This is a genomic window from Nocardia ignorata NBRC 108230, from assembly GCF_001612905.1.
Lineage (GTDB): Bacteria > Actinomycetota > Actinomycetes > Mycobacteriales > Mycobacteriaceae > Nocardia > Nocardia ignorata.
The window spans coordinates 234,173-249,498 of sequence record NZ_BDBI01000011.1 but is presented as its reverse complement, the minus strand read 5'-3'; the positions used below and the strand labels follow the sequence as shown (position 1 = coordinate 249,498).

Annotated in this window: 16 protein-coding genes; 7 read left to right on the top strand and 9 right to left on the bottom strand. The window is 69.0% G+C overall.

Features of this window, described 5'->3' with window-relative positions; translation table 11 throughout:
• Positions 1–63: 63 nt before the first annotated feature.
• Complete coding sequence (locus NI2_RS10525) at positions 64–489, bottom strand: Hsp20/alpha crystallin family protein (protein ID WP_067489192.1); 426 nt, start codon at positions 487–489, stop codon at positions 64–66.
• Between the two features lie 111 nt (positions 490–600).
• Between NI2_RS10525 and NI2_RS10520 the strand changes: the two genes are divergently transcribed.
• From NI2_RS10520 to NI2_RS10495, 6 genes are all read left to right on the top strand, one after another.
• The gene (locus tag NI2_RS10520; protein ID WP_067488908.1) at positions 601–915 is read left to right on the top strand and encodes a MerR family transcriptional regulator; all 315 of its coding nucleotides are present in this window, start codon (positions 601–603) and stop codon (positions 913–915) included.
• A gap of 157 nt (positions 916–1,072) precedes the next feature.
• Positions 1,073–2,023 (top strand): DUF4129 domain-containing protein, encoded by a 951-nt coding sequence (locus tag NI2_RS10515; RefSeq protein ID WP_208115364.1) that lies wholly within the window; start codon positions 1,073–1,075, stop codon positions 2,021–2,023.
• Positions 2,024–2,176: 153 nt separating this feature from the next.
• On the top strand, positions 2,177–2,680 hold the full coding sequence (locus NI2_RS10510; protein WP_067488906.1) for a 2Fe-2S iron-sulfur cluster-binding protein: 504 nt from the start codon (positions 2,177–2,179) through the stop codon (positions 2,678–2,680).
• On the top strand, positions 2,677–3,669 hold the full coding sequence (locus tag NI2_RS10505) for an FAD binding domain-containing protein (protein ID WP_067488904.1): 993 nt from the start codon (positions 2,677–2,679) through the stop codon (positions 3,667–3,669). Before NI2_RS10510 ends, NI2_RS10505 begins: the two co-directional genes overlap by 4 nt.
• A complete protein-coding gene (locus tag NI2_RS10500) occupies positions 3,666–5,738 on the top strand; it encodes a xanthine dehydrogenase family protein molybdopterin-binding subunit (protein ID WP_067488902.1) in 2,073 nt (690 codons plus the stop codon). Before NI2_RS10505 ends, NI2_RS10500 begins: the two co-directional genes overlap by 4 nt.
• Positions 5,739–5,760: 22 nt before the next feature.
• On the top strand, positions 5,761–6,666 hold the full coding sequence (locus NI2_RS10495; RefSeq protein ID WP_067488899.1) for a DUF2797 domain-containing protein: 906 nt from the start codon (positions 5,761–5,763) through the stop codon (positions 6,664–6,666).
• A gap of 9 nt (positions 6,667–6,675) precedes the next feature.
• Here the strand turns inward: NI2_RS10495 and NI2_RS10490 are convergent, their stop codons facing one another.
• The 3 genes from NI2_RS10490 to NI2_RS10480 are packed head-to-tail and all read right to left on the bottom strand — an operon-like array spanning position 6,676 to position 8,809.
• Positions 6,676–7,164 (bottom strand): carboxymuconolactone decarboxylase family protein, encoded by a 489-nt coding sequence (locus NI2_RS10490; RefSeq protein WP_067488897.1) that lies wholly within the window; start codon positions 7,162–7,164, stop codon positions 6,676–6,678.
• Positions 7,165–7,193: 29 nt separating this feature from the next.
• Positions 7,194–7,619, bottom strand: coding sequence for a DoxX family protein (locus NI2_RS10485; RefSeq protein WP_067488895.1), 426 nt, complete (start codon positions 7,617–7,619; stop codon positions 7,194–7,196).
• A 32-nt stretch (positions 7,620–7,651) separates the two neighbouring features.
• Positions 7,652–8,809 (bottom strand): serine hydrolase domain-containing protein, encoded by a 1,158-nt coding sequence (locus tag NI2_RS10480; RefSeq protein WP_067488893.1) that lies wholly within the window; start codon positions 8,807–8,809, stop codon positions 7,652–7,654.
• 172 nt (positions 8,810–8,981) lie between these two features.
• On the opposite strand from NI2_RS10480, the gene NI2_RS10475 reads away from it, so the two are divergent.
• Positions 8,982–9,863 (top strand): sigma-70 family RNA polymerase sigma factor, encoded by an 882-nt coding sequence (locus NI2_RS10475; protein ID WP_067488891.1) that lies wholly within the window; start codon positions 8,982–8,984, stop codon positions 9,861–9,863.
• A gap of 5 nt (positions 9,864–9,868) precedes the next feature.
• Here NI2_RS10475 and NI2_RS10470 read toward each other — a convergent pair whose 3' ends face one another.
• The 5 genes from NI2_RS10470 to NI2_RS10450 all read right to left on the bottom strand — a co-directional run bounded on the left by NI2_RS10470 (position 9,869) and on the right by NI2_RS10450 (position 15,202).
• On the bottom strand, positions 9,869–11,524 hold the full coding sequence (locus NI2_RS10470; protein WP_243749963.1) for a DUF885 domain-containing protein: 1,656 nt from the start codon (positions 11,522–11,524) through the stop codon (positions 9,869–9,871).
• Between the two features lie 4 nt (positions 11,525–11,528).
• Positions 11,529–11,870: a helix-turn-helix domain-containing protein gene (locus NI2_RS10465; protein ID WP_371851955.1), complete on the bottom strand. Its 342-nt coding sequence runs from the start codon at positions 11,868–11,870 to the stop codon at positions 11,529–11,531.
• A 262-nt stretch (positions 11,871–12,132) separates the two neighbouring features.
• Entirely contained in the window at positions 12,133–13,380 is a 1,248-nt protein-coding gene (locus NI2_RS10460; protein WP_133734090.1) for a cytochrome P450 family protein, read from the bottom strand.
• Entirely contained in the window at positions 13,377–13,808 is a 432-nt protein-coding gene (locus NI2_RS10455; protein WP_067488887.1) for a roadblock/LC7 domain-containing protein, read from the bottom strand. Before NI2_RS10455 ends, NI2_RS10460 begins: the two co-directional genes overlap by 4 nt.
• On the bottom strand, positions 13,808–15,202 hold the full coding sequence (locus tag NI2_RS10450) for an ATP-binding protein (RefSeq protein WP_067488885.1): 1,395 nt from the start codon (positions 15,200–15,202) through the stop codon (positions 13,808–13,810). Before NI2_RS10450 ends, NI2_RS10455 begins: the two co-directional genes overlap by 1 nt.
• Between the last annotated feature and the right edge of the window lie 124 nt (positions 15,203–15,326).

Here is a 15,326-nt window from a genome sequence, read left to right as displayed (position 1 = left end):
TGGGTAGGCGGACCCGGCAGCGGGATCATGACGCGCCTCCTCGCAGAGAAGCGTCCGGACGGGTCAGGCGTTGATGGCCTGGCGCTGGTGTCCGTTGGAGTGTGCGATCTCGATCTTGCGCGGCTTGGCCTTCTCGGCCACCGGGATCGTCAGGCGCAGCACGCCGTCGGTGTATTCGGCGCGGACGTTGTCGGTGTCGAGGCCCTCGCCGAGGAACAGCTGACGGCTGAATACCCCGCGCGGGCGTTCCGCGGCGATCATCTCGCGGCTCGAGTCGAGTTCGGGTCGCGATGCTCGCACGGTGACAACGTTGCGTTCGATATCCAGGTCGAGCGAGCTCGGGTCGATACCCGGCAGGTCGAATTCGACGAAGAACTCGTCGCCCTCACGCCAGGCGTCCATCGGCATCACCGTCGGCCGGGCCGCGGTGCCGAGCACCTGCTGCGTGAATCGGTCCAGATCGCGGAAAGGATCGGTACGCATCAGCATGGTCGCCACCTCCAACTCACTCCATTTCTCTCTCGTAGGTCAGGTAACCTATGCCATGTGGCATAGATTTGTTTTAGCACTCTCGGCACGAGAGTGCAAGAGAGGAGTGAGATGTCGCTGGATCCGCATGCGGGACCCCCGCTACCCGACCCGGCGCAGGCCGTGTACGGGATCTCGGTGACAGCAGAACTGACGGGGGTCGGTGTGCAGACGCTGAGGCTCTACGAGCGGCACGGGCTACTCACCCCGGCGCGTAGCGACGGCGGTACCCGCCGCTACAGCAGCAACGACCTGGCGCGCCTGCAGCGCATCGTCGCGCTCGCCGCCGCGGGGGTGAACCTCGCGGGGATCGGCCGCATCCTCGAACTCGAGGACGCCAACGCTGTTCTGCACGCTCGTCTGCGTGGCGAACTGCCTCCGGATTAGCGCCGACCTGGCGGTCTGTTCCTGTGGGTGAGCATGGGGTCGTGCGGGAAGTGTCGTGAATCTTCCAATGACTTCGGTTAACGGTTTTTCCGGCCGAGGACGGGTCATAGGTTTCAGGGCGGCTGTCCGGCCGAATTTCGCCTGCGAAAGACCGAGTGTGCGTGTGACGAGTTGGGTGCCGATCCTGCGATCGGCGCTGGTGATCGCCCTGATGGCCGGGGCCGTCATCGCCCTGCGCGGTCGGGTTCCCGGGGTCGTCCCGGCGGCGGGGGAGCGGCCCTCCGCGCTGACGGTCGCGGTGATGCCGGTGCTGTTGCTCGTCTCGGTGGTCATTCTGGCGGCTGGGGTCCTGATCAGCCAGCACCGCTTGCCGTTGGCGATGCCGCAGATCGAGACCGCCGGTGGCGGTCTGCCACGGTTGCGGTTCGGACGGCTGTCGGTGCTTGCTCCGGTCGCTGTCGGCGCCGCGGCGCTGGTGTTCGCCGGTGGGATCGTCGCCCTGTTCCTGCTGCCCGGCGCGAAAACCGAGCAGACGCCGCCCGAGGACGCGCCGATACGCGACCGCCCGACCTCGCTCGATGCCGCTGCTCCCGAATCACCCTTCAGCACAACGGATCTGAGTGGTCTCACCCTCGTCGTCGCGACCGCGCTCGCCCTGCTGCTGGTGGCGATCGCGATGGTCGGTCTGGCCGCGGCGTTCGGTTCCGCGCGTCGCGTCCCCGACCACGTCCCACCGCCCGACACCGAACTGCCCGCGCCCGAAGTGGATTCGCTCACCCGGGCCGCCGAAATGGGTCTGGCCGCGATGATCGCCCCCGGCCAGGACACCCGCGAGGCCATCATCGCCTGCTACGCCGCCATGGAACGCGGCCTGTCCGCCGACCGCGCCGCCGCCCCCCTCATCTCCGACACCCCCAACGAGGTCCTGGCCCGCGCCTTCACCACCGGCGTCCTGCAGGACTCCTCCGCCCACGAACTCGTCACCCTCTTCGAGGAAGCCAGATTCAGCCCTCACGACATGCTCGGCTGGCAGCGCATCCGCGCCGAACAATCCCTGCGCGCCGTCCTCGCCGACCTCCAACGCCGCACCGCCGAACTCGTCGCCTAGCGACCGGCGAGGTGGGGGCGCGCGCCGCGTCTTTGCTACGGTGGCGATGTGTGCTGGAGCACACCTGTTCGGGTAGCAGCTGGTGGCGGGCCCGTGAGGGCGTGCCGCGGTGGTCGGTGGTGAGGTCGGTGTCCCACGACGAGAGGCCGTTCGATGCGTGCGCAGATCAGTTTGACCGTGGACGGGCATACGCGGGAAGTCGGTGTCGATACGCGGGCCACGTTGCTCGACGTCCTGCGTGAACAGCTCGGTGTGACCTCTCCGAAGAAGGGGTGCGATCACGGGCAGTGCGGGTCGTGCACGGTGTTGCTCGACGGGCGTCGCGCCACGCTGTGTCTGGCGCTGGCCGTCGCGCACGACGGGGCGACCATCGTGACCGCCGACGGGCTCGCCGACGGTGACGACCTGCATCCGGTGCAGCAGGCCTTTCTCCAGCACGACGGTTTCCAGTGCGGTTACTGCACACCGGGCCAGATCTGCTCGGCTGTCGGCATGCTCGGGGAGGTGAAGGCGGGCGCACCGAGTCATGTCACCGCCGACCTCACCGGTTCGGTCGAGCTCACCGACGACGAGATCCGGGAACGGATGAGCGGCAACCTGTGCCGCTGCGGCGCCTATCCGCATATCGTCGCCGCGATCGCGGACGCCGCCCGGTGAGGGACTTCGGCTACGAACGCGCGATCGAGCCCGAGCAGGCGGTGGCGACGATGCTCGCCGAACCGGACGCGGTATTCCTCGGCGCCGGAACCAATCTCGTCGATCACCTCAAGCTCGGTATCACCGCGCCCGGCCTGCTCGTCGACGTGAGCCGGCTGCCGTTCGACGACATCACCGAACGCCCGGACGGTTGCGTGCGGGTCGGGGCGACGGTGCGCAATGCCGACCTGGCGGCGCACCCGGTCATCCGCGCCCGCTACCCGATGCTCTCGGCCGCGCTGCTCGCCGGCGCGTCACCCCAGCTGCGCAATCTGGCCACCACCGCGGGCAACCTGCTGCAACGCACCCGCTGCCCGTACTTCCAGGACGTGACAACGCCGTGCAACAAGCGCACGCCCGGCAGCGGTTGTTCGGCCATCGGTGGATACGACCGCGACCAAGCCGTCCTCGGTGCCTCGGACCAGTGCATCGCCACCCACCCCTCCGACATGGCGGTGGCCATGACCGCGCTGGACGCGACGGTCCGCGTGCTCGGCGCCGACGGCGAACGCGAGATCCCGCTGGTCGATCTGCACCGGTTGCCCGGCACCGAACCCGAACGCGACACCGTCCTGGCCCACGGCGACCTCATCACCGCCGTCGACCTGCCCGCCCTGGACTGGGCCGCCAACTCCACCTACCGCAAGGTGCGCGACCGGGCCTCGTACGCCTTCGCACTGGTTTCCGTCGCCGCGGCCGTCGATATCGCCGACGGGCAGATCCGCGATTGCCGTATCGCGTTCGGCGGTGTCGCGCACAAACCCTGGCGCGCCCACGCCGCCGAAGCCGCGCTGCGCGGTCGTCCCGCCACCGAGACGAGCTTCGCCGAGGCTGCCGACGCCGAACTCGCCGCCGCACGCCCACAACAGCACAATGCCTTCAAGATCCCACTGGCACGCAGAGTCCTCGTCGCGACCTTGCGCGACCTGACCGAGCAGGGGGCGCGATGACACCCGCGATCGGCACTTCCCCCACCCGTGTCGACGGGCCGGCCAAGCTACGCGGCCTGGCACCGTACGCGATGGAACACCCGCTCCGGGATGCCTTGCACGCCTTCCCGATTCAGGCAACCATCGCACGCGGCCGGATCGGCGCGATCGATACCCGCGAGGCCGAGACGATGGACGGCGTCGTCGCGGTACTCACCCATCTCAACGCCCCACGGCTGGCCGCCGACGACGACAACGAACTGTTCATCCTGCAGAACGACGAGGTCGCCTTCCGTGGCCAGCTGATCGGGGTGGTTGTGGCCACCAGCCCCGAGGTGGCGCGCGAGGCGGCCGCACGGGTACGGGTGAGCTACGACGAGAGCCCCGCCGACGTGGTCTTCGACGCCGACCGCGACGACCTGTACGCACCCGAGGACGTGAGCGGCGGCTTCGCCACCGACACCACCATCGGCGATGTCGAGAAGGCACTCGATCTGGCCCCGGTGACCGTCGACCAGACCTACACCACCGCGATGGTGCACAACAATCCGATGGAACCGCACGCCACCATCGCACACTGGACCGAGGACGGCCTGGTCCTCTACGACTCCACCCAGGGCCCGCACGTGGTGCGCTCGACCGTGGCCCCGCTGTTCGGGCTGGAACCCGAACAGGTGCATGTCATCGCACCGTATGTCGGTGGCGGATTCGGGTCGAAGGGTGAACCGCACGCCAATATCGTGCTCGCGGCCATGGCTGCGCGGTTCACCGGCGGCAAACCGCTGAAACTGGCGCTCACCCGTCAGCAGCTGTTCTCCCTGGCCGGTTACCGCACTCCGAGTGTGCAGCGGGTCCGGCTCGGCGCCCATCACGACGGTACCTTGACGGCTTTGAGCCACGATGTGGTCCAACAGGTTTCGAAGGTGAAGGAATTCGCCGAGCAGACGGCGATCGTGTCGCGGGTGATGTACGCGTCCGCCACTCGCGCTACCACCCACCGGTTCGCGGCACTGGACGTGCCGGTGTCGTCGTGGATGCGCGCACCGGGGCACTGTCCCGGGATGTACGCGGCCGAAACGGCGATGGACGAGCTGGCCGTCGAGCTCGGCATGGACCCGATCGCGCTGCGCATCCACAACGAACCGGAGGTCGACCCGGAATCGGGGCGCCCGTTCTCCAGTCGTGGGCTGGTCGAGTGCCTGCGCACCGGGGCACGGCGGTTCGGCTGGGCCGACCGCGATCCGGAGCCGAGATCGCGCCGGGACGGACGTTGGCTGGTCGGCTCGGGGGTCGCGGCGGCCACCTATCCGGCCGATGTGAATCCGGGCAACAGCGCCCGTGTGCGTTTCACCGGCGGACGTTACGAGGTGGCCATCGACGCCATGGACATCGGCACCGGCACCTGGACCACACTCGGCCAGATCGCCGCCGACGCCCTCGGTGTCACCGGCGACCGCATCGACCTGCGCATCGGCGATTCCCGGCTGCCCGCCGGAACCGTCGCGGGTGGTTCCAGCGGGATGGCGTCGTGGGGATCGGCGGTGGTCGCCGCTGCCGAGGACTTCCGCCGCCGCTACGGCGACGACCCGGCCGACGGTGCCGAGACGACGGTGGAAACGTCGAAAGAACCGGCGCGGGAGAACTTCTCGACCCACGCCTTCGGCGCGCATTTCGTCGAGGTGCGGGTCGACATCGACACCGCCGAGATCCGAGTGCCCCGGGTGGTGAGTGTGTTCGGCGCGGGCCGCATCATCAACCCGCGCACCGCCCGCTCGCAGTTCATCGGTGGCATCACCATGGGCATCGGCATGGCCCTGCACGAGGAGAGCGTCTTCGACACCCGCTTCGGCGAGGTCGTCAACCACGACTTGGCCGGCTACCACATTCCCGTCAACGCCGACATCGGCGAGATCGACGTCAGCTGGATCGACGAACACGACCCGCACGTGAATCCCATGGGCGCCAAGGGAATCGGTGAGATCGGCATCGTCGGCTCGGCGGCGGCCGTCGGCAACGCGATCTACCACGCCACCGGAGTCCGTGTCCGCCATGTTCCCATCCACCTCGAGGACCTCCTCGACGCCGTCTGAGCCCATCGCCTAGATTCGCCGGATGACCTCCACCGCCCTGTACTGCGGCACGCGCTGGGACGAGCAGGGCCGATGGTGTTACGAATTGCTGCGCGCGGACGGCACCGTCGACCTGCTGCCCGGTCTCGGCACCCGGCTCGCGTTCCGGGTCACCGAGGGCCGCTACTGCCTCGGCTACCGCGCGTTCGGCGGCGAACCCGGGCGCCGGACCTGCCCGAACGAGGCGCGGATCGACACCGGTCACCAGTGCGAACGGTGCCGGATCCGGGAGGGGTGGTCGGTGGTGCACAGTCATCGCGGCCCGCTCGATACCCTGCCCGAACAGGTGCGCGATTACATGGCCCGCCCACACCACCTCTACATCGCGTACTTCGGTGACGGGATGGCCAAGGTCGGGACGGCCTCGGCGATGCGCAGGCACCGCAGGCTGTTCGAACAGGGTGCGCTGGCCGCCCGCTTCATCACCGATTCGCCCGACGGGTTGCATGTGCGCGAACTCGAGCGGGTGGTAACCGAGCGGGCCGGGCTCCGTCAATCGGTGCCGGGCGTCACGAAGACACGGATCCTCACCCGACCGTTGCGGCCGTGGTCGGCGGTAGAAGAAGGAGTGGCCGAGGCTGCCGCGCACGCGGCGAGCGCCCTGCCCGACGACATCGTCCGCACCGATATCGCGTGGTCGGGCGGTCGCGACTTCTATGCGACCATCCAGGCCAGCGGCCGATTCCCGGATCCCATCGAAATAACAGCCGCCGCAGGCGAATACGTGTTCGACGCGGTGGCCGCCCACGGCCACACCCTGGCCTGCCGTGATCCGGCGGGAGCCGCTGAACTGGTGTTGGTCAACGACTCCCGCCTCGTCGGTCGCCGGATCGAGCTCGATCCGGCGATCAGCGTCACCCCGGAACCGGCGCAGACCAGCCTGTTCTGAGGTGCCGGATCAGGCGGGCACGGGGGTCCACTGCTCGGCCGGCGGGCGGCCGGGCAGCGGCTTGCCGATGAGCGCGAGCGGGACGAAGAAGTTCACCTGCCCGATCGCCATGGCGAGGGTGGCCAGAGCCGTCTCGTCGTGATGCTTCGCGGCAGCGTCGTAGAGCTCGGCGGTGACCCGTTCGCCGTTCGCGGCCGGAAGCAGGACGGCCTCGGTGAGTGCGAGCGCGGCCCGTTCGGGCTCGGTGAACGACGGTGCGTCACGCCAGGTGGCGACGGCGGCGATCCGGTCCTCGGATTCCCCTGCGGCGCGCAGGTTTCCGGTGTGCAGGGCCGTCAGATAGGTGCTGCCGACGATCTGACCCGCGCGCAATTGGATCAGGCTGATGGTCGAGCGGGGGATGGCCCCGTTGCCGACGGCTTTGAACAGTGCGGCGCCGACCTCGGCGAGGGCGGGGACGAGCTGCTGGGGGTTGGGCAGGCGGGAACGGTCGGACATGATGGTTTTCCTTTCCAGTGGTGTGATTCTCAGGCGATGCTGGTTCGGGAGCCGGTGAGAGAACGCAGGGCCGCGGTGGTGGATCCACCGGTGGGCAGCCAGGCGCGCGCGGCGAAGGTGGCGGCGGTGAAGAACAGGGGCATGGCCCATTTGTCGGGGCCGTCGCCGACGGCCAGGTGTGACGCCGCCGCACCGCCGTAGACGAAGACCAGTCCGGCGTAGGCCCATTCCTTCGTGCGCGGGTGGCCGGGCGTGAGAATGGTGGCCAGCGCGGCGGTTTTCGCGACACCGAGGACGGTGGCGAAGTACATCGGGTAGCCGAGGTGGTCGAAGGATTCGCGGACGTAGGAGATCCGCGCGAGATCCCAGTAGGCGCCGACGGCGGTTTCGGCGAGGACTGCGGCAACGGGCACCCAGCGCGCGAATTTCGCGACGCGGGACAGGTGAGTAGTCATCAGTGAGTTCTCCTGTGTGGGAAGGGAATCAGTCAGGCGGCGGCCGCGACGTGGGTCGCGGCCCGGTGGAGGACGGCGGCGAGCCGGGCGTTCTCGGGGGCGTTGAAGGCGAAGGCGGCGCGACGGCGGGTGTAGCCGTAGGTCAGACCGCTGTGTGGGTCGGCGAATCCGTCCGATCCGGCGGAACCGGTGTGCCCGATGGCGTAGGCGCCGAGGAACGGAGTGAGCAGGCTCTTGGCTTCGAAGCCGAGCGTGTACGGTGCGCTGTCACCGCGCACCAGGTCGCGACCGCCGGAGTGGATGGTGGACACCGTCGCGATCGTCTCCAGCGACAGCAGTGGTTCGCGTCCGTCGATCCCGGTGGTGGTCGCCGCGTACATCGCCGCGATACCCGCGGCGCTGCCCACCCCGCCCGCCGAGGCCTGGCCGAGCCTGCGCACGGTGCTGTCGTTGGGCAGCGCCATCACATCGGCGGCGGTGAAGCCGTGGGCGTTGAGGTTGTAGGCGATGCCCGCGATGCTGTGCGGCGCGGGGGAATTCGCGGCGAAGGCGGCCTCGGCCTCCGGTGTGGCGCGCCAGGGCAGGATCGGCAGGTAACGGTGCTCCAGGTCGGCGGGCAGGCCGAGGTGGATGTCGAGGTCGAAGGGTGCGCGGATGCGCTGCTCGAACAGTTCGCGCACGGTGGCGCCGGTGACGGCCCGCACCACCTCCCCGACGACGGCGTAGGTGACGAACCCGCCGTATCCGTGCACGGTGCCCGGCTCGAAGTAGGGTCGCTGCCCGACGAGTCGTTCGGCGATCACCCGGTCGTCGGCCAGTTCCGCGACGGTGAAGCCACCGTCGACTCCGACCACGCCGGAGCGGTGAACCAGCATGTCGCGCACCGTGATCCGTTCCTTGCCCGACTGGGCGAACCGCGGCCAGTAGTCGGCCACGGGCCGGTCGACGTCGAGCACACCGTCCTGGATCAGCAGCGCGATCACCAGGGCGGCGGCGCCCTTGCTGGTGGAATGCAGCCCGGTGAGCGTCGTGCCGGACACCTCGGAGCCGGACCAGAGGTCGACCACCCGACGACCACGCACGAACGCTGCCAACTGTGCGCCCGGGTCACCCTCCTCGCTCACTACGGCCGCGAATTCGGCCCGCACCTGTTCGTATCCCTCGGCGACGAACCCGTGCACCTCGACCATGATGTTCTCCTTTCGGCCGCAGCTTCCGGCCGCGGCGGATCGTGTTCTGACGCACTGACGTAAGCCACGGGCAGAACGTGACCCGGTCGTGGAAAAACGCTGGTCACGGCACTACGGTCACACTCGGCGCCCCGCTTTCGTCAGAGCGGTGGGACGACATCGAGGAGGACCCGTGCAGAACGCACAGTTGCTGGCCGAACAGTTCGAGGACAACCGCGCCCACCTGCGGGCGGTCGCCTACCGGATGCTCGGCTCGCTCACCGAGGCCGACGACGCGGTGCAGGAGGCCTGGCTGCGGCTGGCCCGCACCGACACCGCCGAGGTGGACAACCTCGGTGGCTGGCTCACCACCGTCGTCGGACGGGTCTGCCTGGACATGCTGCGCTCACGCAAGAGCCGCGGCGAGGAACCGCTCGACAACGATCGTCTGCCCGATCCGGTGATCACGAGCGAGACCATCGCCGACCCCGAACAGGAAGTGGTGCTCGCCGATTCGGTCGGCCTGGCACTGCTCGTCGTGCTCGAGTCGCTGCGTCCCGCCGAACGGCTCGCCTTCGTGCTGCACGACATGTTCGCCATGCCCTACGAGCAGATCGCTCCCATCGTCGACCGCACGCCACAGACGGTGAAGAAGCTGGCCAGCCAGGCACGCCGCCGCGTACAGGGCGCAACGCCGGGTCCCGATCCGGATGTCGCGCGCAGGCGTCGCGTCGTCGACGCCTTCCTCACCGCCGCGCGTGGTGGCGATTTCGACGAATTGCTCCGCCTGCTCGATCCCGAGGTGGTGTTGCGGGCCGAGGCGGGTGCGGCGATGCGGGTGATCCGTGGTGCCGCCGCCGTCGCGGGCCAGGCCGAGACGTTCCGGCGCATGGCCACCCTGTGCACCGTGTACCCGGCCCTGGTCGACGGCCGCTGCGGACTGGTGAACACCATGGACGGTGACCCGTTCTCGATCATCGGCTTCACCGTCGCCGACGACCGGATCACCGCGATCGACATCCTGTCCGACCGGGAGCGGCTGGCTCGTCTCGATCTGACGCCTGTCCTGGGATAGCTCGATCAGTCCGTGGCCAGCTGGGCGCGCAGGGTGTCCAACCCCATACCGCCCAGCTTCAGGGCACGGGTGTGGAAGTGCTTCAGGTCGAATTCCGCGCCCGCGCGGCGCCGGGCGTCGTCGCGGGCCGCGAGCCAGGCTTGTTCGCCGAGTTTGTAGGCGGCGGCTTGGCCGGGCCAGCCCAGGTAGCGGTCGATCTCGTCGCGGGCTGTTGCGGCGTCTTCGAGAGTTCTCGTGAGCAGGAACTCCCGGCCGAGGTCCGGGGTCCAGCGTGCACCCTCGTGGAAACCTGCGCCCGGCGGAATCGGCAGGTCCAGGTGCATGCCGATATCGAGGACGACGCGGGCCGCGCGGAAGAGTTGTTCGGCGAGCATGCCGAACAGGGCGCCGTCGTCGTCGAGAAAGCCGAGTTCCCCCATGAGACGCTCGGCATAGAGCGCCCATCCTTCGCCGTGCCCGTCCACGAACGACATGAGTCGCTGGAACCTGTTGAGCGACTTCGCCTCCCGTACGGCAGTGGCGACCTGGAGGTGATGACCCGGCACACCCTCGTGGTAGACGGTGCTGATTTCCCGCCAGGTGCTGAACCGCTCCCGGCCAGCTTCCACCGACCACCACATACGGCCGGGCCTGCCGAAATCCTCGCTCGGGCCGAGGTAGTAGGCGCCGACTCCGCCACCCGGCGGTGCGATGCGGCACTCCAGTGCCATCAGTTCGTCCGGAATCTCGAAGTGTTCGGCGCGCAGCGCGTTCAGTGCTCGATCGGAGGTTTCCTGCAGCCAGCTCGCCAGGGCGGCGTGCCCGTGCAGGTGGTACCGGGGGTCGGCGTCGAGGACCGCGGCGGCTTCAGTGCGGGAGGCGCCCGGCGCGATCCGGCCGGCCACGGTCGTCATCTCGTCATGGATGCGCCCGAATTCCGCCCATCCCCAGGTGTATGCCGCATGCGGGTCGATCTCGGCCCCGGTGAAGTACCGCGACCACAGCCGGTAGGTGTCCGCACCCACCGGGTCGGCACGGGGAGCGTGTGGCGCGAGCTCGGTCCGCAGGAACCCGGCCAGCTCACCCAATGCCCGGTCGGCGGCCGCGGCGACACCGGACAGATCCGGGGCACCCGGCACGTGGGCGGCCGGCGCGGCGAAGGAGGTGAAGAACCCGCCTGCCCACGTCTCGACCTGTGCGGCCGTGCCGAGAACCTGCCGCAGCGCCGCGCCACGGCCCCGCTGCTGTGCGGTGAGCAGCGAATCACGCAGGCCCCCGATATTGCCCGGAACGGCGGCGAGGCGATCACCGATCACGGCCCAGTCCTCGGCGGTATCGTCGGCCATCACATCGAACGCCATGCGCAGGTCCTGTACCGGCGAGGCGATGACATTCAGGGCGCCGAGCCGCAGCCCCGCATCGTGCAGCTCGACCTCGAGGCCGATGCGTTCGGCGAACACCGCCGCAGCCACCCGCTCGTCGTCGGCGGGCGTGGTCGAGGCGATGGCCTGTGCGGCCCGGCGGGCGAGTTCGGCACGGGCTTCGTACCCGGCGGGGGAGTAGTCGGTGAGCCGATCGTCATGGTCGGTGATGCCGAGCAAGGTCGCCGTCACCGGATCCGCGGCGGCGAAATCCTCCACATACCGGTCGCAGATCCGGTGCACCTCGGAGTCGGCGCGCACGCCGTCAGCTGTCGACGGAACGGTTGTCGAGCGCCTCGCGCAGATCGGCGTTGATCCGATGAGCCTCGGCGAGCTGGTCTTCGAGAATCACGATGCGACAGGCCGATTCGAGGGTGTTGCCTGCGTCGACGAGTTCGCGTACTCGCGCGGCGATGCGCAGCTGATACCGGGAGTAGCGGCGATGGCCGCCCGCGGAGCGCTGCGGAGTCAGCAGTTCGGCGGCGTCGAGGGCGCGCAGGAACGCCTGGGTGACGCCGAGGATTTCGGCGGCGCGACCCATGCTGTAGGCGGGGTAGTCGTCGTCTTCGAGTCGGTCGGCGGCACTGATGCCGTCGTTGGTGTCCACCTGCTGCACTGCACCTCTCGGTCAACGCTGGCAGGCCCGGCGCGCTGGGCGCCGGGCCTGGGATCTACAAACGAGGGATTGACTTCACATTCACTCCGCACCCCGACACTCTCCGGGACGCGGGACTGGTAAGTGACTGCTCAGTGACCACCACCTCCTGTGACTGCCGGTTATGTCGAAGCTCGTGTACATCAGCGACTGTACAACTGCTCTCGCAAAATGTCTACAGTCATCACTACAGATTTTTTCGTCCGGCGACGCGTCAGTTCAGGATTGGCATCGGCGCGGTCTCCGGGAATGTGACAGGCAGCGCCGTCAGCGCCCGGTGGAAGGGACCCGGACGCCACGTCAGCTCCGACTCGGGCACCGCGAGCTTCATCTCGGGCAGAGCGTCGAGCAGTTGATCGATGGCCTCCTGGACGATCAGATAGGCGGGTGATTTGGCGGGGCAGCCGTGCGGGCCGGTGCTCCAGGCCAAGTGGGCACGGTTGTCGAGGAACTCGCCCGTGCCGATGGCCGGATCGGTGTTGCAGGCCGCCATGCTGATGAGCACCGGCTGATGCGCGGGCAGCCACACACCCTCGACCAGGATCGGCTGACGCGGATAGGTGATGCAGTGGTTCGCCATCGGCGGATCGGTGTAGAGCACCTCGTCGAGCGCATCGCGCGTCGACAGGCTGCCGCCGAGGATGCTGCCCGCGAAGCGCTGATCGGTGAGGATCAGCCGCACCGTGTTGAGGATCAGGTTCAACATCGGTTCGATACCCGCGCCGTACATGGTGAGCAGCTGGTTCATCAGCTCCTCGTCGTTGAGCCGGGCCGGGTGCTGCACCAGGCGGGTGGTGACGTCGTCACCGGGGTCGAGCTGTTTGTGCCGGATCTGTTCGTACAGCGCGTCCTCGAGCATCTGACCGCCTTGCGCCGCGCTCGCGCCGCCCTCGAAGATCGCCGCCATACCCGCGGCCGCTCGGGCGCCGATGTCCTCGGGGACGCCGAGCATCGAGTTCAGAGCCGCGAAGGCGAGCGGGAAGGCGTACTGACTCAGCAGTTCCGCACTGCCGTCGGCACAGAACGTGTTGATCAATGGAATCGCGAACTGCTCGACGGTGCGCTGCAACCGGTACAGGTCGACCCCGGCCAGACTGGCGACGGTGGCTTGCCGGTAACGGGCGTGCTCGGCCCCTGCGGTGCGCAGAGCGTTGGGGCGGTAGCACATCATCGGCAGCACCGGGCAGTCTTCGGGCACGGTGCGTTCCCACATGCGGGCATCGGCGGGGAAGTGGTCGGGATCGTTGAGGATCTGAACGGCGGTGCGATAGCCGATCACCAGGGTGGCGGGCACGCCGGGCACCAGATCGACCGGGACCAGCGAGCCGAAACGGCGCCGCATCTCGCGGTAGGTGCTCTGCGGGTCGGCCGCGAACTCCTCCGAGTACAACGCCACCCTGGCCTGCCCGCTGTTCGAATCGGGGGAGACCGGGGTGGGGCCGAAGGACGTCTCGAGCGTCACAGCGACGTCTCCGCTCGACGGAATTCGTCACGCCGGGGCGCGGCACCCAGCTCTCGGCCGACCCGTTCGGCCAGATCGTTCATCCGGTGCGCGACGAGTCCGAGATCGACGTCCGCCGTCGTCGCGACACCGAGCAGGGTGCCCGCCCCGGCGGCGGTGATCAGGATCATCCCCTCGTCGTACTCGGTCATGTTCTGGCGCACCGTATTCGCGAAACCGCCGCAGAACTCGCCGAGCGCCTTGCCCAGCGAGCGCAGCCCGGAGGCGGCGGCGGCGAACCGCTCGGCCTCGTCCTTGCTGATACCGGGCGAGTGGGCCACCCGTAGACCGTCATCGGATAAGAGGACCGCGAACCGCACGCCGTCGAGCTCCAGATCGTCCAACAGCCAAGCCAGGCGGTTGGTGCTGTCGGTGAGGGAAGTGCTCATCAGCTGTCCTGTCCGTCGATGGAACGTTCGGCCGCGGCGCGGCCGTGCCGGGATCCGCTGTGCCAGGCGGTGACCAGTTCCGGTCTGCCGGGCGATTCCGCGCCCGTGGCACCGCCGGTGGCGGGGGCAACGACTCGTCGCGTGCGTTTGGGTAAACCGCCGGGGGTCGTGTCGGGTGCCGTGTGTTCGGGTGGGGCCGCGACAGCCACCGCCTCGACTTCCCGTGGCTCGGAAACATCCTCGCGCACAACGGGTTCCGGCGGCACATCGGCCTGCTCGAGCTCGTTCGAGCGGGCGTCGGACTTGTCGACGAGCAGCGCGGAGGGGATGAAGACCATCGCGCGGGTGCCGCCGTAGACATTGGGACCGTCGACGTAGGCCGCGAAGCCGTAGCGGCGGGCCAGCGCCGCTACGCCGGGAAAGCCGATCTTCGGTGACGGCCCGAGCGCGTTGATATCGATCACGCGCTCGCCCGACAGGATCTGGCGCGCCTCCTCCATCTGTTCCTGGCTCATCCGCACGCCCGCGTCGTCGATGATCAGGGTGACGCCGTGGTGTCCCTGCTGGAAGGCGACATCGACGAACGACGAAGGCGGCGAGTAGCGCAGCGCGTTGTCGAGCAAAGTGGCCACGGTGTGCACCAGCGGCTCGACGGCGCGGCTGATGACCACCCGGTCGCAATGTCCCGCCCGCACCCGCAGGTAGTCGCGTACCCGGCTGGTCGCGCCCGCCACCACGTCGTCGACGGTCTGCTGCGGCCAGCGCCTGCCGGGCAGGCCGCCGGAGACGAGCACATACGACTGCGCCTGCCGGATCATCTGCTGCACGGTGTGGTCGATGCGGCTCAGGGTGCCGTACACCTCGTCGTTGCGGTTCTCGCGCAACGCGTTGCTGACCACCTGGCCCACGTCGGCGCCCAGGCTCACCACGGTGGTGCCGAAGGCGCGCACCGCGTTGCCCGTCGCGGCACGGGCCTCGGCGGCGACCTGCGCGCGGGTCTCCGCGCGGACAGCCTCCACCCGGTCGTCGGCGCGCTCCTGCGCCTCGTGTTCCACGGCCAGGCGGGTTTCCTCGCGCACCAGGGCGAGATCGTCGGCGTGCTCGGCCGCGATCCGGGCGATCTTGTGCGCGAACGGCGAGTCCCGCAGCTGGGCGGGGACCTCGGCGGTGACGTCGGGTTCGTCGTGGCGGCGGATCGCTTCGGTGATCCTCGGCAGGGTCGCCTCGATCAGTCGCGTCATCGCCTCGTCGTGCGCGTAGAGCTCGCGTTCGGCCGAGGACAGCCGGGCACGGACGTGACGTTCGTTGCGCAGTGCGACCAGAGCCACCGCGACAGCGCCGAGCAACACCAATGTTGCGATACCGAACAAGAACACCGCGATTGTCGGGGTCATCGGTTCCTTTGTCGTCTCACCGGCCGAAGAGCCTGGTGGCCGGAACCTCGCCGGTCCCTCCGGCGAGACTGTTGCCGGTGGTGCAACCGTGCGAGTGCGGCCTGTCCCCGTCCCGCTGTGCTGC